Source organism: Methanofollis sp. UBA420 (assembly GCF_002498315.1).
Taxonomy (GTDB): Archaea; Halobacteriota; Methanomicrobia; order Methanomicrobiales; family Methanofollaceae; genus Methanofollis.
Window position 1 is genome coordinate 324,553 of sequence record NZ_DAGX01000005.1, and the last position, 20,028, is coordinate 344,580.

12 protein-coding genes and 1 tRNA gene are annotated in these 20,028 nt (G+C 62.0%); 9 read left to right on the top strand and 4 right to left on the bottom strand.

The window, feature by feature from the left end; all coding sequences use genetic code 11:
- Positions 1-24 precede the first annotated feature (24 nt).
- A complete protein-coding gene (gene leuS, locus BP869_RS07825) occupies positions 25-2,817 on the top strand; it encodes a leucine--tRNA ligase (protein ID WP_342678470.1) in 2,793 nt (930 codons plus the stop codon).
- A 553-nt stretch (positions 2,818-3,370) separates the two neighbouring features.
- Here the strand turns inward: leuS and BP869_RS07830 are convergent.
- A complete protein-coding gene (locus BP869_RS07830) occupies positions 3,371-4,084 on the bottom strand; it encodes a DNA alkylation repair protein (protein WP_342678471.1) in 714 nt (237 codons plus the stop codon).
- Positions 4,085-4,635: 551 nt separating this feature from the next.
- Here BP869_RS07830 and BP869_RS07835 point away from each other — a divergent pair.
- The 4 genes from BP869_RS07835 to BP869_RS07850 all read left to right on the top strand — a co-directional run bounded on the left by BP869_RS07835 (position 4,636) and on the right by BP869_RS07850 (position 14,825).
- On the top strand, positions 4,636-9,054 hold the full coding sequence (locus tag BP869_RS07835; protein ID WP_342678473.1) for a NosD domain-containing protein: 4,419 nt from the start codon (positions 4,636-4,638) through the stop codon (positions 9,052-9,054).
- 338 nt (positions 9,055-9,392) lie between these two features.
- Positions 9,393-10,577, top strand: coding sequence for a hypothetical protein (locus BP869_RS07840; protein ID WP_342678475.1), 1,185 nt, complete (start codon positions 9,393-9,395; stop codon positions 10,575-10,577).
- Positions 10,578-10,608: 31 nt separating this feature from the next.
- On the top strand, positions 10,609-14,148 hold the full coding sequence (locus tag BP869_RS07845; RefSeq protein ID WP_342678477.1) for a NosD domain-containing protein: 3,540 nt from the start codon (positions 10,609-10,611) through the stop codon (positions 14,146-14,148).
- 17 nt (positions 14,149-14,165) lie between these two features.
- Positions 14,166-14,825 carry a hypothetical protein gene (locus BP869_RS07850; protein WP_342678479.1) on the top strand — a complete coding sequence of 220 codons (660 nt, stop codon included), beginning with the start codon at positions 14,166-14,168 and terminating at the stop codon, positions 14,823-14,825.
- A 52-nt stretch (positions 14,826-14,877) separates the two neighbouring features.
- Here the strand turns inward: BP869_RS07850 and BP869_RS07855 are convergent, their stop codons facing one another.
- A complete protein-coding gene (locus BP869_RS07855; RefSeq protein WP_342678481.1) occupies positions 14,878-15,189 on the bottom strand; it encodes a DUF5611 family protein in 312 nt (103 codons plus the stop codon).
- A 32-nt stretch (positions 15,190-15,221) separates the two neighbouring features.
- On the opposite strand from BP869_RS07855, the gene BP869_RS07860 reads away from it, so the two are divergent.
- The 4 genes from BP869_RS07860 to BP869_RS07875 all read left to right on the top strand — a co-directional run bounded on the left by BP869_RS07860 (position 15,222) and on the right by BP869_RS07875 (position 17,031).
- Entirely contained in the window at positions 15,222-15,947 is a 726-nt protein-coding gene (locus BP869_RS07860; RefSeq protein WP_394339030.1) for a proteasome assembly chaperone family protein, read from the top strand.
- Positions 15,948-15,953: 6 nt separating this feature from the next.
- Positions 15,954-16,352 carry a DUF473 domain-containing protein gene (locus BP869_RS07865; protein WP_067049322.1) on the top strand — a complete coding sequence of 133 codons (399 nt, stop codon included), beginning with the start codon at positions 15,954-15,956 and terminating at the stop codon, positions 16,350-16,352.
- 52 nt (positions 16,353-16,404) lie between these two features.
- Positions 16,405-16,479, top strand: a tRNA-Arg gene (locus BP869_RS07870).
- Positions 16,480-16,581: 102 nt separating this feature from the next.
- Positions 16,582-17,031: a hypothetical protein gene (locus BP869_RS07875; protein ID WP_342678484.1), complete on the top strand. Its 450-nt coding sequence runs from the start codon at positions 16,582-16,584 to the stop codon at positions 17,029-17,031.
- A 57-nt stretch (positions 17,032-17,088) separates the two neighbouring features.
- Here BP869_RS07875 and metG read toward each other — a convergent pair whose 3' ends face one another.
- Together metG and BP869_RS07885 are read right to left on the bottom strand one after the other, a co-directional pair.
- The gene (metG, locus tag BP869_RS07880) at positions 17,089-19,089 is read right to left on the bottom strand and encodes a methionine--tRNA ligase (RefSeq protein WP_342678486.1); all 2,001 of its coding nucleotides are present in this window, start codon (positions 19,087-19,089) and stop codon (positions 17,089-17,091) included.
- An 88-nt stretch (positions 19,090-19,177) separates the two neighbouring features.
- Positions 19,178-20,020, bottom strand: coding sequence for a GNAT family N-acetyltransferase (locus BP869_RS07885; RefSeq protein WP_342678488.1), 843 nt, complete (start codon positions 20,018-20,020; stop codon positions 19,178-19,180).
- Positions 20,021-20,028: the final 8 nt, after the last annotated feature.

Below are 20,028 nucleotides of genomic sequence, written 5' to 3' on the forward strand. Positions count from 1 at the left end.
AGAGTATCGTGGGAGTGACATACCGTGGCTGAATGGGATATTCAGAAACTGGAAGAGAAGTACCGGGACACATGGCCGGCGGCATTCGAGGCCAACCCGGACGACAATGAAAAGTTCTACCTGAACGTCGCCTTCCCGTACCCGAGCGGCGCCATGCACGTGGGGCACGGGCGGACCTATATCGTACCCGACGTGGTCGCCCGTTTCTGGAGGATGCAGGGCAAAAATGTCCTCTTCCCGATGGGTTTCCATGTCACCGGCACGCCGGTGATCGGGATCTCGCGCCGGATCGCGAAGAACGACCCCTCGACGGTGCGGATCTACCGCGACCTGTACCGGGTGCCGCAGGACGTCCTCGACAGGTTCGACGACCCGATGACGATCGTCCGGTACTTTGCCGGGGAATACGAGAGGTTGATGCGCCGGTGCGGCCTGTCCATCGACTGGCGCCGCCGGTTCATCACCGTGGACCCGCAGTACTCGAAGTACATCGAGTGGCAGTACAAGCACCTCCACGAGGAGGAGCATGTGGTGAAGGGCGTCCACCCGGTGAAGTACTGCCCGTCGTGCGACAACCCTGTGGGCGACCACGACCTCCTCGAAGGCGAAAAGGCCGAGATCATGAAGTTCACCCTTGTCGTCTTCGAGTGGCAGGGTGCAAAGGTCCCGTGCGCCACTCTCCGGCCGGAGACGATCTATGGCGTGACCAACCTCTGGGCAAACCCGGGCGTCACTTATGTGCGGGCGACGGTGGACGGCGAGGAGTGGGTGCTCTCCCGCGAGGCGGCCTACAAACTCGAACTCCAGGACCACACCATCGAGATCACCGGCGAGGTGAAGGGGACGGAGATCGTCGGCACGACTGCCTCGCACCCGCTCTGCGGAACAGTGCCTGTGCTGCCCGCGGACTTCGTGGACCCTGACATGGGCTCAGGTCTCGTGATGTCTGTGCCGGCCCACGCACCCTTCGACTATATCGCCCTGCGCGACCTCCAGGAGGAGGGGCGCTTTACCGACATCGCCCCGGTCGCGATCATCAAGACCGAGGGCTACGGCGCGCTCCCGGCAAAGGACGCCATTGAGAAGGCCGGGATCAGGCACCAGCTCGACCCGAGAATGGACGATGTCACCCGCGAGGTGTACGCAGCCGAGGTGCTCCACGGCACCCTCCTCGTGAACTGCGGCGACCAGGCCGGCAAGCCGGTGAAGCAGGCCCGCGACGACGTGGCCGCGATCATGGTCGAGAGTTACGGGTCGAAGGAGATGTTCGACTTCGACACCCGCCAGGTGATCTGCCGGTGCGGCGGCCGGGTGTACGTGAAGATCCTCCATGACCAGTGGTTCCTCCAGTACTCGGACCCGGCCTGGAAGGCAGAGGTGCACGAGCAGCTCGACGAGATGAAGGTCGTGCCCGCGGAGGTCCGCGCCGAGTTCCACCGGACGGTGGACTGGCTGAAGGACTGGGCCTGCACCAGGCGGGTCGGCCTCGGGACAAAGCTCCCCTGGGACCCGGCCTGGATCATCGAGCCGCTCTCTGACTCGACCATCTACATGGCCTTCTACACGATCGCCCATCATGTGAAGAAGATCGAGCCTGAGAAGCTCACCCCCGAGGTCTTCGAGTACGTCGTCTACGGGACAGGCAACCCGACGACTGTGCCGAGGGAGACGCTGGACGCGATCAGGGCCGAGTTCCTGTACTGGTACCCGTACGATTTCAGGTTCTCGGCAAAGGATCTCATCTCGAACCACCTCACCTTCCAGCTCTTCCACCACCGTGCGGTGATGCCGGCGGACAAACAGCCGCAGGGCATGGTCATCTTCGGCATGGGCCTGCTGAACGGGGCGAAGATGTCCTCATCGAAGGGGAACGTCGTCCTGCTGGAAGACGCCCTGAACGAGTTCGGGCCTGACACGGTGCGGATGTTCCTGATCGGTTCGGCCGAGCCGTGGCAGGACTTCGACTGGCGGAACGAACTGGTGATCGGCGCGAAGAAGCAGATCGAGCGGTTCTGGAACACGGTCTCCGAGGGGCTCGCGGTTGAGGAGAATGACGGCCGCGAGATCGACGGCTGGCTGATCTCCAGGCTGCAGCACAGGATCGAGAATGCCACCGCAGCGATGCTGAACTTCCAGACGCGGCAGGCCCTCCAGGAGGCGTTCTTCGGGATCGAGGCCGACCTGAAGTGGTACCGCAGGCGCCTGCCGACGATCGCGCCGGGCTCTGCGGCCGTGCAGGAGCTCTGCTCTGTCTGGGTGCGGCTGCTCGCCCCGATCGTGCCGTACACCTGCGAGGAACTCTGGCACGCGATGGGCAATGACGGCCCTGTGGCCTTTGCCCCCTGGCCTGTGGCCGACGTTGCGAAGGTCGACGAGAAGGCTGAACTTGCCGAGGAACTCCTCGCACGGACTGTCGAGGACGTGGAGTCGATCACGAAGCTGATCCAGATCCAGCCGAAGGCGATCAGGCTCTATGTCGCCCCGACCTGGAAGGAGCAGGTCTTCGCAATGATCGCGGCGGCCGAGGACAGGACCAATGCGGTGAAGCTCGTGATGGCCGACGAGGGCCTGCGTGCCCGCGGCAAGGAGGCGGTGAACACGGCGAAACAGGTGACGAAGTTCATCCACCGCCTGCCGCCAGAACTGGTCAGGAGCATTGCGACGAACGGCGTCGACGAGATGGCGGTCTTTATGTCGGCAAAGGAGTTCCTGGAGAGGGAGTTCGGCGTGCCGGTGCAGGTCCTCGCAGCAGAGGGAAGCGGCGAGGCGAAGGCAGACGCCGCCCTCCCCTTCAAGCCCGCGATCGTCATCGAATAATCTTTTTCCTCTTTTTTTCTGCGCGGAGCCGAGGGAGGTGTTTTCCCGGCTCTGGAGAATCGCTCATGGTTCCCCTCATGACCCCATGATGGGACGCACGGGTTCGCTGGCTTCCCCATACAGGTTGCCGGGGATTTCCTCGAAAACGTACGGATTTCTCGACTTCCTCCGGTCATTCCCCCAGACCCCCGATTTAAGATTGGTTCCGGGAAGACAGGGCAGGAATCCTGAGGGAGTATGCCAAACCCGCCCCTATCGTAATGGCAGGGTGCGAGCGGAGCGATCTTGAGAAAGCCGGAGGCTTTCGAGGGACCGGGGGGCGGCAGCCCCCCGGAGGAGGAGGCCGATCCATCACCTTCCCCTCACACAACGCCGGGGGCTCCTCGAAGACCTAACGGTCTTCTCGAACTCGCTGACGCTCGTTGCCCCAGACCCCCATAGTACGATAGATCTTGGGAAGGTGGAGAGGGAAGGCGGCGGGTTCGCACTGCCACTATGGGATCGGAGATGCCACCCGACACACAGGGAGAGGTTTTTCACAGAGTCCCTCCTGCTACCAGTCCTTCTTCATCGCCTCCGTCTTCAGTTCCTTCGGCATCACTTCGATCGCGTACCGCAGCGCCGTCCGCGGCATCGCCTTCTTGTTCTGCATGACATATGCAAAGACCTCGTTCGTGTGCTGCCTGCTCGCCTCCTTGAGAAGCCAGCCGTACCCTTTCTGCACCAGGTCGTCCGGATCCGTGAGGAGGAGGTCGGCGATCTCAAGTGCCTCATCGAGGAATTTTCCGCGTTTTGCCGGGATGATCAGCGAAACAGCCGCGGCCCGCCGCATCCACCGGTTCCCTGACCGTGTCCAGCGTTTGAGTTCCTCGACATACTCGGGGTAGAGGTCGATGAAGTCGCCCATCGTGTGGTTGCAGAAACCGTCGCACTCCGCCCAGTTGGAGATGTAGGTGTCGATCCAGTGCCTGAAGACGGCGATGTCTTCGCGCTCGTACCGGTCTTTCAGCAGGGGTGCCCACGTCGAGACGATGAACGCCTCCTCCATATACCCTGAGCGATAGAGTTCCTCGCAGAGGGCGAAGATCTCCTGTTTGTCCCGGTCTTTGACTTCTCGCCAGTATTTTTTTGCGATGGCAGCGCCGTCCGCGGTCTTCATGCCGTAGCAGACGATATCTTCCTTGAAGTACCGCCGGGCGTTCTTCCGGATCTCGGGGTCTGCCTGTTCCTGCAGTTCTTTGCGGATAGAGGAGATGACGGGGTCCATGGAGAGAGGTGGCGGGGGGGAAAGATAAGGGTTTGGAAGAGATCTTCAGGGCTTTTTCCAACCTCAAACACCAAAAAACGTTGAAATGACGCGGATGAAGAAGAGACCATCTTCCGAAATGCTTTGTCGAGAAATTCCGGACAGTTTTCCTACCTCCAGACGCCTATCTCTTCATTCATGCCGTTTATCATCATCGAATAATCTCCCCCATCTTTTTTGCCCTTTCCTGCTCTGAAACAGCGAGATACGACCCCATTTTCTCTCTGATCCCGGGCGCATCCCGGATCCACCCCCATATCGGCGGATAGGGCCCCATCCCCCAGAAATGCCCGGACGGAGGGAGAAAAACGAACTAAAAGTCCATTTTCAGGTGCTCATCCTGATATCACGCCACGTTCGAGCAACGCACACTTTTTTCCCGGTTTTTCCGTCCCCCTTCACGCCCGGAGCATTAACAATGACAGTTTAACATAATTAACAGAATAATGAAAACCAATTTATAATACCGGCAGAGAGGTGATATCGATATACATATTACTGGATGAGATCGCATGAAAAGTGAAAAAAAGAGTAAATCGAGATTATTCAAAGAATCAATACCTGTATCGAGGATAAAAGCGAACATCACCCCCCTCCTTATCCTTGTTCTCCTGGGCCTCCTCCTGGTGGCGCCGGTCTCGGCCGGGAAACAAACGACCGAAGTGACGGTTGTCAAACTGGCCGCGGACGGGACGACGGTCCTTGACGAGAGGACGGTGGACTACCGCTGGATGGAGGCGAACCTCCCGATACAGGGGGACGGCGTGACGCATTATTATATGCAGGGGCCGACCTTCAACGAGAGCAACCTCTGGGACCCCGATGAGATAGATACGGAGAGTATCAAAGGCTCGGACTATCATGCCATGCGAGGCACGGACATGCAGGACCTCTGCGACCTTGTCGGCGGGATGGGGCCGGACGATATCGTCTGGATCCACCCGAGCGACAGCTTCAGCCCGGCGCACTACCCGTACAGGAACATCTATTACACGGACACCGCCCACGGCGGCAACCCGGCGCAGGGGCCACTGGTCCTGACCTGGTGGCGGCCGGACGACGGCTACGTGCCCGACTACGAGACAGGGATGCGCACCATCTTCTTCGCGACCACACAGAACGCGAAGGGGCAGTACGTCTTCGGGAACACTGATATGCGCCGTTTCATGGACGAGGAGTACTGGAGTTATTATTATGACGGCGCGGTCAAGTGGCCGTCTTCACGCTCGCAGTCCATGAAGTATGTTCAGAAGATCGTGATCAGGAGCCAGGAGCCCGCACCTCTCTTCCCGGTCACCATCACGGCCAACCAGACCTCCGGCTATCTCCCCCTGACGGTGCAGTTCACCGGGGCGACGACGGCCTCCTCGCCGACGGCCTGGCACTGGGACTTCGGCGACAATGCGACGGCGAACGTGCAGAACCCGACCCACACCTACGCGAAGGCCGGGTTCTTCGACGTGAGCCTGACCGTGACCGCCGCGGACGGCACGGCGACGGCGACGCGGCATATGTTCATCGTGACGCAGGAGCGCCCTGTGCCGACGACCCTGGAGGTCCTCCCGCCCGTGGCGACGGTGACCCTCGACGGGACGCAGGTCTTCACGGCGATGGTCCGCGACCAGAAGGGGCGTGAGATGAAGGATGTCGCGGTCGCCTGGTCGAGTTCCAACACCACTGTCGGGACGGTCGCGGACGGCGTCTTCACGGCCCGGGCAGAGGGGACGACGACCATCACCGCCTCGGCCGGCGGAGTCAGCGGGACGGCCACGGCGAGCGTGGTTCCGCTCCCGCCCGAGCCGAAGACGTGGTACGTGGACGACGACGGCACCGCAGACTTCACCTCCGTCCAGGCGGCCGTCTATGCCTGCAACGCGGGCGACACGGTCGTGGTGAGGGACGGGACGTACACCGAGAACGTGGTGGTGGACCGGAGGATCGTGCTCAGGTCGGAGAACGGAGCCGCGACGACGGTCGTTGCCACGCCCGATAGCAAGAGAGCGCCGGTGACGGTGACCGCGGCGAACGTGACGGTCGAAGGACTGACGGTGAAGGGAGGGATCATCGAGGGCACGGCAGGGATTGTGGTGGACCATACCGACGGCTGCACCCTCCGGGGCATCAGGGCGACGGAGAACTACAACGGCGTCTTCCTGAACGCCTCGGCCGGCACCCGTCTCACCGGAGCCACGGTGGACGCGAACCACAGGTCGGGGATCACGGGTACGGCGTCGGCCGGGACCGTGATCGAGGGATGCACGGTAGAGATGAATGCATGGGAGGAGATCGCTCTCTCCGCCTCAGAAGGCCCGGTGATCCGGGCCTGCACCCTCACGACAGAGGGCACCTACGGCATCGTCCTGAGCAGGGTAGACAATGCGAGAGTCGTGCAGAACACCCTGAAGAACGTGAAGAGAGCCGACTTTGGCCTCGCCCTCTCCTCGTCCCAGAACGTCACCGTCTCCGGGAACACGGTCTCGTCCTACAGCAACAATGGGATCAGTATCGCCGCCTCGAAATCGACCGTCTCCGGGAACACGGTCTCCGGCGGGGGCGAAGCCATAGTTCTTTCCGGCGACCACAACCTGCTCCGCGACAACGTGGTCTCCAACGCCTACCACGGGATGAGGATCTCCACGACGAACAGCACCATCACCAACAACACCTGCGTGCACACCGACTCCAGGAGCATAATGACGAATTCCGGCGGGAACGCCTTCTACCTCAACGACCTGCTGGAGAAGAGCGGGAAGCCCGGAGTGAAGCATAAAAGCTGGGAGAGCACCGGGTCGGCGAACAACACCGTCCGCACGCCTGAGGAGGTCGACTACATCTACAAAGGCACCCTCCACCACGGCTACCTGGGCAACTACTACTTCGACTATGAGGGCGTCGACGCGGACGGCGACGGCGTCGGCGACACGCCCTACGACGCCTCGGCCGACGACCACGACTTCTACCCGCTGATCGGGCCGCTCGAAAACTACGAGGTCCTCCCGCCGATGCAGGAGATCGTCCACGGGCCGTACATCACCGGCACCACCGGGACAGGGACGACTATCAGCTGGAAGACGGACGTGCCAACGACAGGCAGGGTGGACTATGCCCCGGCGGCGGCGTACGCGGACGGGAACTACACCCTGAGCGCCGACGACGACCGGGAGACCTCGCTACACCATGTCGCCCTCACCGGCCTCGAACCGGGGACGACCTACCACTACAGGGTGACGGCCGGGCGGAACGTGACGCAGGACTTCACCTTCCAGACCTTCCCCGCGGCGGGAGAGCCCTTCACCTTCATCGTGTACGGCGACTCGCAGGAGCAGGTCCCGTATTACACGCAGCTGGAGAGGCACAGAATCGTAGCGGAGAGGATCGCGGAGGAGGAGGGCGACGCCGTCTTCATCCTCCACACCGGCGACATGGTCAGCCAGGCACAGGACGCCACCGAGTGGGACAGATTCTTCGCCTCGGCGCGGACGATGCTTGCGAACACCACGCTGTACACGGCCCTCGGCAACCACGAGGAGAAGTACAAGAACCTCGTCCGCGAGGTCTTCGCCCTGCCGCCGTGGTACTCCTTCGACTGCGGCGACCTCCATGTGGTGGTGCTGGACTCCACGAGCATGAAGGGCAGCGAGATGGCCGGGCAGACGGCCTGGCTCAGGGACGACCTGGCGGCCGACGAAGCACGCTGGACGGTCGCGGCCTTCCACCACCCGCCGTACAACTCCGGCGGTCACCACACGGGCGCCTGGGCAGACGCGGGCTGGCGGGAGGCCTTCGAGGCGAAGGGGACGGACGTGATCTTCAGCGGCCACGTCCACTCGTACCAGCGCCACATGGCCAACGGCACGCAGTACATCATCGCGGCGACAGGCGGCGGCCTGCAGTATCCCCTGGAGGAGGAGAAGGAGCCCTGTTACGAGGCGGGCAGGGAGTATGTCCTGGGCTACGAGAGGGTGCATGTGGACCCGGCGAACGCGACGGTGACGCTGGAGTTCGTGCCTGTGGCCGACGTCTCTGAGGACAACAGAGAGATTGTAAAGGTCTACCAGCCCGGCGAGGTCTTTGACCCGGTGGTGATCGGCGGCGCCGGCGGGCCCGACCTTGTGCCCCGGACGATCAGGTTTGAAAGCCCGGCGGTGGCGGGAGATAACGCCACGGTGATGGTGACGGTCGCAAACATCGGCGGGAGCGATGCCGGGGCCTTCGCGGTGAACCTCACCGCGGACGGCGCGGCCCTCGGGAGAGAGGAGTCCGCCGGTCTTCCTGCCGGGGAGACGGCGACCTTCGCCTTCCCCTGGCGGCCGGCGACGGCCGGGGCCCACGCCTTCGAGGCGGTGGTCGAGGGCCCGCCCGGCGAGAGGGAACGTGAGAACAATGTGATGAAGAAGCAACTCTACGTCCTCTCGGCCGGCGAGGGCCCGGCCTTCAGGGAGGGTGTGATCGAACTCGCACCCGGCTGGAACGTGGTTTCCGTCCCGAAGAGACTGGCGCCGGGGAATGACACGGCCCTGATCTTCGCGGGCGTGGCGTCGGCCGGCCACTCCCTCTACATCTTCGACGGGAAGGCGCAGCTCTGGAGGCCCATGAGCGCCGCCGACCGCATCGAGCCCCTCACCGGCGTGCTCGTCTACGCGGCGGAGGCGACGGCCGTGCCCCTCGCCTTCGACGCCGACCCGCTCCATGCCCCGCCGGCGAAGGCGCTCTCGAAGGGCTGGAACATTGTCGGGTTCGCGGACACCGAGGCGACGCCCGCGGGCCTCGCCCTTGTCTCGGCCTGGGGGCAGTGGGAGACGTGCGCCGGCTACGACGCCCTGCGGCAGGCGTACGAGCCCGCGGTCGCGGCCGACGCCGCCCTCTTCCCTGGCCGGGGCTACTGGCTCCACATGAACGGCAACGGCACCCTGGCGGGGACCGCAGCCTGAGGATGGGCAGCGCAGAATACAAATTTGATTATATTCTCCATTTTTCGTCCCATGCCACATAAAACGGTGAAAACGATCCATTCAAGTTATAAAATGGAGAAATTTTCACCATATGGCAAGACAACACAGAGATATCGTGCATATGTCTGATATTTTCCGGCATTTCCCCGGCAAAAATTGAGATGCCGGTCAAACATATCAACATAATTTACTTAATATTTTTGACATTTTCATCAAAACAGATTTATAGTGCCCTCGATCGAGTATTCATTGTCGTTACTACGACAGGAACGGAAACCATGACCTCGGAAAGTATGATTACACGAATAAAAACACCAATGGCAGTTCTCTGCCTGTGCATCGCCCTCGCGGTGCTGGTCATGCCGGCAGCGGCATCGACAAGCGTCACCGTGACCAGGTACTGCGACAACAACTATGCCACCGTCGATGACTCGACGACCCTGTACAACACCACCCTCATGGGTATGACCCAGTACCAGAGCTCCGGCAACATCTCCATGCAGGGCCTGGTCACCCCCGCCGACCAGGTGACGTACAATCTTACCGATGCAGAATTCCAGAACGGCTGGGACACCACCGAGAGCGTGAACCTCGGGAACTACGGCGCCCACAACGGCACCCTCCTCGAAGACATCGTCATGCAGGTCGGCGGGATGCCCGACGGCTCGGAGATCGTGATCGCCGACTCGACATTCCCGAAGGCGACCCGGTACTTCAACAAGACCAACGTCTACTCCCCCATCGCAGGCCAGGGCGAGATGATCCTCTGCTGGTGGGACTCCGAGTACGGCTTCGTCCCTGGCTGGTCTAAAGGCATGCGCCTCTTCTTCTACTCCTCGAACGACCTGACCTTCAGCAACCAGAACATGAAGAACTGCATCGCCCCCTGGTACCAGCAGTTTGCGAAGGACAGGAACTCCGACTTCGTCGGACCCTCGGCAAAGGGCCTCTCCGTCCAGAATGTCGACACGATCAAGATCTACCCCCCGCACCGCTATGACTTCGCCACCGGCAGCGACACCGTCGAGTACGCGTACGAGGGCGGCGTGACCGGCGTCCCGACCGCCAGCAATGTGCCGAGCACCGCGTTCAGCAGCACCGCATACATCGCCTCCGATGACGGCATCGATCAAGAGTGCAGCACCTCAGTCACCGGCGAGTCCGCCGCGCAGCGCTTCGTCTTCACTGTCGCCGAGAACGCCACGAAGATCGAGAGACTCGCCATCACCTGGAACGGCACCGGCACCCATGCCAGCACCCCCGGCGCCGACCTCTACATCTGGAACGGCACCAGCAGCAGTTACGAGCTCCTGCAGGACAGCACCAGCAGCACCGAGGTCTCGCTCACCGGCGAGAAGACCTCAGGCATCAGCAACTACATCGTCAACGGCAACGTCACCGTACTCGTGAAGCAGAAGGGTGCAGCCACCGGACTTCTCGTTAAATCAACCCTTGCGACCGACTACGTGAAGCTCGTGGTGACCCATCACCACACCTACTAACCCTTTTTTTCTTTTCCTTATGGTGATTTTCATGAAAAAATCGATTGGAATTTTCTGCCTTATCCTACTTACTCTCCTCATCGCACCGACGGCGGCGGCGACCCTGTATGTCGACGACGACGGCGGCGAGGGAGTCTACACAACCATCCAGGCTGCTCATGACGCCGCAGCGGAGGGGGACACGATCTGTATCCTGCCAGGCACCTACTCAAGATTCGCTGTCAGAATACCTCACCTGACCTTCCAGAGCAGAGATGGGCCCGATTCTGTCATCATTGACTGTCGGGATGGACCGGGGCTCAGGATCCCGGACGGAAAAAACTGTAACGCGGCCGGGACGATCATTGACGGATTAACAATTATTAATGGAAAACCAAGTTTTCAACTTGGAACGTATGGCCCCGCCAACGGTTCGATTGTCAGGAATTGCATCATAAAAGAAATAGTGAGCGAATTCGCTCCACAAGGCGACAATCTCACGCTTGAGAACAACACTTTCATGAATGGAAAGAGGGTGCAGCAGACCATTGTAATGCTGCAAGATTCGAAAGACTGCAAAATCATCAATAACACGTTCACTAATATTACAATCCAAGATTATGGGGCTATCGTACTTTATCAGGCAACCAACAGCACCATAACCGATAACATCTTCGATGTAATGGGGAATAGTTTCTGCATTATCCCGCCCGGCGAGGGCAACAAGATCTTCCTGAACTCCAACATCTCAGGGATCACCCTCATGGGCACCGCCCCCACCCTTACCCACTGGAACTCCACCGCCCCCGTCACCTACTTCTACAACAGCACCGGGCACACCGGCTACCTCGGCAACTTCTGGTCCGACTACACAGGCGCCGACGAGGACGTCGACGGCGTCATCGACACGCCCTACGACCTCCCCGAAGGCCTCGGCACCGATTACGCACCGCTGAAGGAGGCGGGCGGGGAGTATGAAGTCCTCGTCCCGCAGACCCTGTACGTCGACGACGACGGCGGGGACGGCGTCTACACCACCATCCAGGCGGCCGTGGACGCCGCACAGTGCGTCGACACCATCGTCGTCCGCGACGGCGCCTACACCGAGAACGTGCTCGTCGACAAGGGCCTGACCATCAGGGCCGAGAACGGGACGAAGGCCGTCACCGTGACCGCCAAAGTGCCCGAGAAACCGGTCTTCGACCTCAAGGCCGACGGCATCACCGTCGAAGGCCTCTCCGTCCGCGGGCCGACCAACGAACACGTCGCCGGCATCGAGAGCGTCGGCTACGACAACTGCCGCATCATCGGCAACGACTGTGGCGGGGCCTGCTACAACGGCATCCACCTCGGCGGCGACGCCACCGGCAACCTCATTGAGGCAAACACCTGCCACGACAACACCCGGAGGGGCATCAGCCTCAGGGACACTGTCACCGGCAACACCGTCTTCAACAACACCTGCTGGAACAACGTCGACGACGAACTCTGCGTCAAGGACTACCCCGCCGACAACGTCATCTGGGCCAACGCCTTCTTCGGCACCGTCGAGTGCCTCAACCCCAGCACCTACCACTCGCCTGAGATGGTCACCTACACCTACAACGACGCCGAGCACACCGGCTATGTCGGCAACTACTATGGCGGCTACGAAGGCACCGATGGGGACGGAAACGGCATCGGCGACGAACCCATGCTCCTCGGCACAGACAGCGTCGCCGGCGACTACCATGATGACTACCCGATGATGGGCGTCTGGCAGGACGGCGTGATCGTGAAACCCGCCCCGGTCCTCACCGGCATCACCGTCGAACCCGGAACCTTCGAGGCCGAGACAGGCGAGACCTGGCAGTTCAACGCCACCGGCCTCAACTGGGACAAATCCGCCATCCCCGGCCTCGACTTCACATGGACGGCGAGCGACGAGAGCATCGGCACCGTGAACGAGACAGGGTGGTTCGAGGCCGTCAAACCCGGCACCGTCACCCTCACCGCCGCGTGCGGCGAGATCGAAGGCACCGCCGACGTCACCGTCGTCACACCGGAGACCCTCACCTCCATCGAGATCATCAAGTACGCCCCCGACGGCGTCAACGTCGCGGAGAAGAAGACCGTCAGCATCAGGTGGATGCAGCGTCACCTCCCCCTCCTCGGTGGTGAGAACGGCACCATGCTCAGGTTCCAGGGCCCGACCTTCGACAAGAACGACCCCTGGAACCCGGCAGAGGACCTCAACCTCGGCAAGGTCAACAACACCGTCAAAGGCACGGCCCTCGCCGACCTCTGCGCCATCGTCGGCGGTGCCTACGACGGCGGCGAGATCCAGTTCGCCGGCAGGGACGACTACCCTGGCAAACTCCCCTCCTCAACCGTCCTCGCCCCCAACGAGAGGCAGGGCCCCGCGATGATCGCCTGGTGGGACGCCGAGATGGGCGAGTACCCCGAATGGGGCGACGGGCCGCAGCTCTTCTTCCTCACCCCCGACGGCGTCTTCGGCAACGACGACATGCGGATCTGCTTCGACGAGGCCTACCACCACTACTGGCAGGAATGGCCATCGGCGGCAGGCATGTCCGTCAAGAAGATCGCCACCATCAAGATCGTCCCCGAACCCAGGGAGGACTGGACCCTCGCCCTCTCCGGCGCGATCACACGAAAGATCGACCGCCCCGCCTTTGAACAGGGCGTCGGCTGCACCCAGGCAGGCCACAGCGCCACCTGGACAGACGGCGGGAAGACGTGGTCGGGCATGCCCCTCTGGCTCCTCTGCGGCTGGGTCGACGACGCCGACCAGCATGCACCATTCCGCGACGACCTCGCCGACGCCGGTTACACCGTCGTCCTCATCGACTACGGCCCTGACAACATCGCCAGCACCGCCGACGACCGCGCCGTCGAGTTCACCAGCAAAGAGGTGAAGAGAAACAACGACATCATCCTCGCGAACGAGGTCGACGACTGGCCCCTCGCCAAGGGCGATTGGCCCCTCAAACTCGTCGGCAGCGGCGTGCCCGCGGAGAAGCGCCTCGGCAGCATCGACGCCATCAGGCTCGTCGGTCTCGCCGCAGGCGACGAGGGCATGGCCCTCACTCTCCAGAAGGGCTGGAACTTCGTCTCCACCCCGCGGACCCTCGCACCCGGCAACGACACCGCCCTGATCTTCGCGAACGTCGACTGCGCCGGCCACTCCATCTACACCTTCGACACCAGGAACGGCCTCTGGAAGGCCCTCGGGACGGACGACAAGATCCTGCCCCTCCAGGGCGTCTGGGTCTACGCAAAACAGGTCACGAACGTCCCCCTCACCTTCAGCACCGAGGACATCACCACCCCGCCGAACCGGCGTCTTGCCGCAGGCTGGAACGCTGTTGGGTACTCAGACATCAAACCTGAACCGACCAGAGACGCACTCGAATCAGTGAAAGATACCTGGGCCATCCTCATTGGCTTCGACGCCGGGAACCAGGCCTACGAACGTTCGGCCATCAACGGCGCTGTCGGCAGCCACGTCGACACTCTCCCGATGGAACCAGGCCGGGGCTACTGGCTGTTCATGCGGGCCGACGGCACGCTGGCGGCCATCAGCGCCTAATTTTTTCGAGGCAGACCATGAAGACACACCTCACACTCATCCTCCTCCTCGCCCTCGTGGCAGGGGCCATGGCGGCGGAGGAGATACCCCAGTTCCCTGACGAGTACAGCGGCACCCTCACCATCGACGGCACACCCGCCCCCGCGGGCACCACCATCACCGCCCTCATCGGCGGCGAGGTGCGGGGCACCTTGACGACGACACAGGAAGGAGTCTTCGGCGGCTCCGACCAGTACGATCAGAAACTCGCCGTCACCGGTTATGCGAGCGACATCGGCAGGACAATCACCTTCACCGTAAACGGGAAGACCGTGCCCATGACCGCCACCTTCGACCCTGACAAACAGCACACCCTTGCAATCGCCGCAACGGGCGGCGGCACCAATCCGCCGGGCCCCAGCGGTCCCGGCGGCGGCGGTGACGGAGGAGGCTCCTCCTCCCCGCGAGTCCCGGTCACCACGGCTCCGGCCCTCCAGGCCGCCGCCACCACGGCGACCCTGCCCCCCGCACCCACCGGCACCACGGCAGCCGGAACACCAGCACCCGTCGACACCGCCGCACCGACCGGCGAGGCACCCGGCGACCTGAACACGATCATCTGGACGGCGGCGGCGCTATCGCTCGTCGTCATTGCATGTATCGCCGGATTCTACATCGGGAAAAACCGGAAGGAGTGATCACTCCCCCCTCTTTTTTTTGCACGGACCGGTCAGAAAAAAAGTATCCTCTTCAGTCAGCCTTCTGCATCTTCTTCGCCCGCTCTTTGGAAGTGTACCCGGTCACGGAATCCAGATACTTCCTGAACCTGCGGTTCGTATCCAGGATCGTTTCATCGTCCGCGGCAAGGTCTGACTCGGTGTCCACAAGGACCGTGCTCCCCTTCGGGCCGAGGGAGACGGCGAGCATCTTCAGGGCGCCGTACGAGATGGTGTACGTGCCTGCCGTCTCCGAAGGCTCCACGTCAAAGCACTCCGAGAGGGAGGCGACCATCCGCTCGCCAAGCCCGTCCTTAAACCCCCGCTTAATCGGATATTCCTGCATAGTACTTTATGTAGTCGACTGTGTATCTTAAGATGATGTCGGCCGAACCGGAGATAAAAATCACTTCAAAGCCCCTGAGCGGCGAAAATCCTCTGGTCCTCATGGGCTTTCCGGGCAGTGGACTCGTCGGGAGCATTGCCCTGCAATACCTCGTGGAGCAGATGGAGTTCGAGCAGATCGGGAACATCACGAGCAAATATTTCCCGCCTGTCGCCATGATGGCCAAGGGCGTCATCAATGTCCCGGTCAGGATCTACGAGAAGGCGGAGACGGCGGCCATCGTCGCCGACATCCCGATCCACCCGATGATCTGCTATGAAGTCGCAAACGGGATCATCGAATGGCTCGCCGGGTACCCGGTCAGGGAGGTGATCACGATCGCGGGCATCGTCACCAACGAACCGGAGAAGAGGGTCTTTGGCGTCGCCACCCGGGAGGAGATGCTTGAGAGGATCAGGGACGAAACCGTCATCCTCCCGATGGGGAGCATCTCCGGGATCGCGGGGAGCATCCTCACCGAGTGCAAGATCAGGAATCTCCCTGGCTACGGGTTCCTCGGCGAGACGGTGAACACCCCCGACCCCCGCTCGGCGGCGGCGACGCTGAAGGTGCTCAACACCCTGTACGGTCTGGACGTCGATGTCGAACCTCTCCTCGAACAGGCGGCCGAGATCGAGGCGACGATGCACAAACTCGCCGAAGAGGTCCAGAGCACCGAAACGCCCCAGAAAAAAGAGAACCTTCCGATGTACGGGTGATGCACGATGAAAATGACTGCATTGACAGGGATAGCAGGGGGGGTCATATCCGAACTCAAACAGGGAAAACCGCGGACCATCGAGCTGCAGAGCACGAACAATGTCGTTTCCGTCGCAGCGCTCGAACCCGGCCCCGACACCCACCTCTTTCTCACGAGCGTCGACCTCGAGGACCTCTCGGCCGGGGACGTCGGAATCATTGTCAGGGTGCTCTCGGTGAACATCAACATGAAGCGGGTGATCGACTATATCCACCCGGTCTACTACGAGGAGCGCGAGCGCCTCTCCGCCCGGGTCCAGGTCAGTTACTGCGGCAACTCCATGGCGAAGTCGGTGGAGATCGGTTCCATCTGTCACCCGGTCGTGGTGGAGGCGGTAAAGGCGGCGCATTACCACGCCATCTGATCCCTCCTTCATAACTTTCTTAACTACAGAGAGCAAACTCTAGTGGTCACAGGGGCCTGTGGCTTAGCCAGGACATAGCGCCGGGCTTCTAACCCGGATGCCGGGGGTTCGAATCCCTCCAGGCCCGCTCCTTCATCATGAAAACCACGGAAATGGTTTTCGAAAACCGCCTGAAACTTCGCATGAGCGATTCTACAAAACATATATTCCCGGAGCGTGAAGCATCTGTGTGACTTTCACGCGGCCAATCGCCCTTCTTCTGGTCTTTGTTACAGCCGTCGTTCTCGTCGCATACCCCCTGATCGCAACGGCACCCTCCCATGACCGGCAGATCCCCCGGGCTGAAACCGTCTGCGCGGGGAACGGGGCAGCGATCATGATCGAGGGGATCTGCGCCGCGGAGGTCGTCACTCTCACCGACCCCGGGGGTGTCGGCCACACGGTCGGCAGAGGCGTCCTCAGGCCCACCGCAGGCGGCCGGAACACCACCTGGTACCTCTTCAGGTACGGCCCAGGCACTCCCGGCACCCCGGAATACTGGATCACCAATGAACCGGCGATGGTCTTCTCCGACGACTACCTCGACGCCGTCGAACCCTTCCCCTACAACGGCATCTGGGAGGTCGGGATCGACGACGGGGCCGGTACGGTCAGTGTGCGGGTCCGGGTCGGCGAGTGAGAAAGGCGTTCTCTTCCCCCACAGGATGCGGCCCTTCTTAGTCAAGAAAAAAAGAGTTTAATGGATCTTCGTGCCGGGCGCGACATCGCGCAGGGGCATCAGGAGGGAGGCCTCCTCGCCCGCGGCCAGGATCATGCCGCGGCTCTCGATCCCGAAGATCTTTGCAGGTTTCAGGTTCGCGATCATCACAACGCTCTTTCCGACGAGTTCCTCGGGGGAGTAGAACGTGGCGATGCCGGAGACGACCTGTCTCTGCTCGTCGCCGAGGTCGACCATGAGCCTCAACAATTTCTTCGAACCCTTCACCGCTTCCGCGCTGACGACGCGGGCGACCCGGAGGTCCATCGCCGCAAACTCGTCGATGGAGATCTCAGAGGTCTCTTCTGCTGCTTTCATTTCTTTCATTCGTGCTTCACTCACGCGCATTTCCAGTATTTTCTCCAGTTCGGCCACCTTCTCGTCCTCGATCTTTGCAAAGAGGGGTTCGGGTGCCGGCAGGGGGCCGCTCTGCACCAGTTCGAGAGCTTCGTCGACCCGGTGGGCCGAGACATTGTCAGCATAGCCAAGCATCGCCCAGGCACGCCCCGCGGCGTCGGGCATGACCGGCTCAATGATGAGGGCGAGGGCGCGGGCGATCTGGAGGCAGTTGATGATCACCTGCTCCGCGGCGGCGCGGTCGGTCTTGACCAATTTCCAGGGGGCGTTGTTCTGGATGTACGTGTTCCCGTAGGCGGCGAGCGCCATCATCGAGTCCACCGCGTTCTTGAACTCGTACTCCCGCACCGAGACGTCCAGCCCCTCCAGGCAGCGCCCGATCTCGGAGAGAACCTCGGGGTCGGCCTGGCCGGGCGGGACGCCGCCGAAGAACTTGTGGGCGAAGTGGAGGGTGCGGTAGAAGAAGTTCCCGAGAGTGTTGACGATCTCGGAGTTCACCCGCTCCTGGAAGATCCGCCAGGAGAAGTTCAGTTCCTTCGTGTGGCTCGTGTACGAGAGGAGGTAGTAGCGAAGGTAATCGGCCGGGAGGCCCTGGTCCAGGTAGTCATCGTTCGTCCAGACGACATAGCCGCGGGACTTCGAGAACTTCTGGTCCTCGAACTTCACCATGCCCGAGGCGACCACCGCGTGGGGCGTCCCATAGCCGGCGCCGTGGAGGAGGGCAGGCCAGAAGATGCAGTGGTGGTAGATGATGTCGCTCCCGATGAAGTGGGTGACCTCGCCCTCGCCGCACCAGTAGCGCTTCCAGTCGTTCCCGGTCTTCTCGGCCCACTCCTCGGTGAAGGAGATGTAGCCGATGGGAGCGTCCACCCAGACATAGACCACCAGGTCGTTCCGGCCAGGGAACTTCACGCCCCAGTCCAGGGTCCGGGTGATGCACCAGTCGTGGAGTTCGTCCTTCACCCAGCCGATCGCATAGTTGCGGGCATTCGAGGTGCCGGAGAGGCCATCCAAGTAGTCGAGGAGGAAGTCCTTGAACTCGCCGAGTTTGAAGAAGAAGTGCTCCTGTTCACGCATCTCCGCGGGCGAACCGCAGACCTTGCAGACCGGGTCCTTGATCTCGCCGGGCTCCAGGTGGCGGCCGCAGCCACGGTCGCACTCGTCGCCCCGCGCCTCGGCGCCGCAGTACGGGCAGACCCCTTCCACGTACCTGTCAGGGAGGAAACGGTTGCACTTCGTGCAGAAACTCTGCTGGATCGTCTGCGAGTAGACATAGCCGTTGTCGATCAGGGCCTGCACCATCGATTGGGCGCGGCGGTGGTTGGCCGCGTCGTCTGTCATGCCGAAGTGGTCGAAGGTGATCTCCATGCGCTTGAAGGTCTCGTCGAAGTGCGCGTGGTAGCGCTCGGCCAGGACACGGGGGGTCGCACCCTCCTGCTCGGCGCTGATCACGATCGGCGTTCCATGGTTGTCAGACCCGCAGATGAAGACCACGTCCTCCCCGCACCGCCTGAGGTACCGCACATAGAAGTCGGCAGGGACATAGGTCCGCAGATGCCCGAGATGACAGGGGCCATTCGTGTAAGGAAGCCCGCATGTCACCAGCAACGGTTTGCCACTCATCTGTATCCTCTTGGTGGTGAAGATATACATAGATTATTTAAATGGGGTTTGCCGTGGAAACCCCCATAAGGGGTTTTCAAAGAGTTGTTTACCCGAGTTCGAAGGTCGTGACGCCGTAGACACGGTCGAGGGGAACATCCGGCGGGGCGCCGCGGTAGATCCTCGCGGTCTCGAAGACCTGCACCATGCCGCGCGCCCTCGCGAGGGAGACGGCGACAGGGTTCGGTTCGGGGACATCGAAGAAGACGGGGGCGTTCAGGACCGAAGCCAGCAGGCCGTCGAGCAGGGCCTCCGCGGCGGCGGGAGTGTCGGCAAAGAGGGGGCCAATCTTGTAGCCCTCGAAGCAGGGCCGCACCACGCCGTATCCGGCGATGCCGTCGCGGCCAGAGAGAGCGAGTGCGGTCGCGCCCTCCTGCGAAAGCCAGGGCGCGAGGAATTTCGGCCGTGCCGCGGAGAAGATGCCGGCATCGTAGGCAACGAGGTCGGCGAAGGGGACCGCGGACGCAGGCACCAGGCCGTCGGGCATTGTGCCGCCTCCCGTCCCTCTGTACCTGATATTCCGGTACCTGACGTCGAAACCGAGACGGTCGTGATACTTCTGCTGCATCGCAAGGACGCCGTCGCCGCCGATCGTCCGGTCTCCCGCATGGGCGAGTGCGGCCTTCGTGACAGCAAGACCGTGCCCCCGCCCCCTGACGTCCGGCCTGACGATGAGAAGGCCGAAGAAGGCGAAGCGGTCGCCGTACCGCACCATCGAGGAGCAGGCGACCGGGTCGCCGTCCGCCTCGGCGATGAAAAAGCCCTCCGTGTCCTGGGCATAAAAGGCGTCGGCGTCATGGAGGCCGGGGTTCCAGCCTTCATCCCGCGCGAGGGTGATGGCGAAGTCGACGTCTTTTCGCTCCATCTGCCTGACAGAGAGCCTGCTGTCCATGGAGATCC

Excerpts from the sequence above, each read along its gene's own strand:
- BP869_RS07845 (WP_342678477.1), top strand. The coding sequence starts at position 10,609 with ATGAAAAAATCGATTGGAATTTTCTGCCTTATCCTACTTACTCTCCTC.
- metG (WP_342678486.1), bottom strand. The coding sequence starts at position 19,089 with ATGAGTGGCAAACCGTTGCTGGTGACATGCGGGCTTCCTTACACGAAT.
- BP869_RS07850 (WP_342678479.1), top strand. The coding sequence starts at position 14,166 with ATGAAGACACACCTCACACTCATCCTCCTCCTCGCCCTCGTGGCAGGG.
- BP869_RS07835 (WP_342678473.1), top strand. The coding sequence starts at position 4,636 with ATGAAAAGTGAAAAAAAGAGTAAATCGAGATTATTCAAAGAATCAATA.
- BP869_RS07860 (WP_394339030.1), top strand. The coding sequence starts at position 15,222 with ATGATGTCGGCCGAACCGGAGATAAAAATCACTTCAAAGCCCCTGAGC.
- BP869_RS07865 (WP_067049322.1), top strand. The coding sequence starts at position 15,954 with ATGAAAATGACTGCATTGACAGGGATAGCAGGGGGGGTCATATCCGAA.
- BP869_RS07855 (WP_342678481.1), bottom strand. The coding sequence starts at position 15,189 with ATGCAGGAATATCCGATTAAGCGGGGGTTTAAGGACGGGCTTGGCGAG.
- BP869_RS07885 (WP_342678488.1), bottom strand. The coding sequence starts at position 20,020 with ATGGACAGCAGGCTCTCTGTCAGGCAGATGGAGCGAAAAGACGTCGAC.
- BP869_RS07840 (WP_342678475.1), top strand. The coding sequence starts at position 9,393 with ATGGCAGTTCTCTGCCTGTGCATCGCCCTCGCGGTGCTGGTCATGCCG.
- BP869_RS07830 (WP_342678471.1), bottom strand. The coding sequence starts at position 4,084 with ATGGACCCCGTCATCTCCTCTATCCGCAAAGAACTGCAGGAACAGGCA.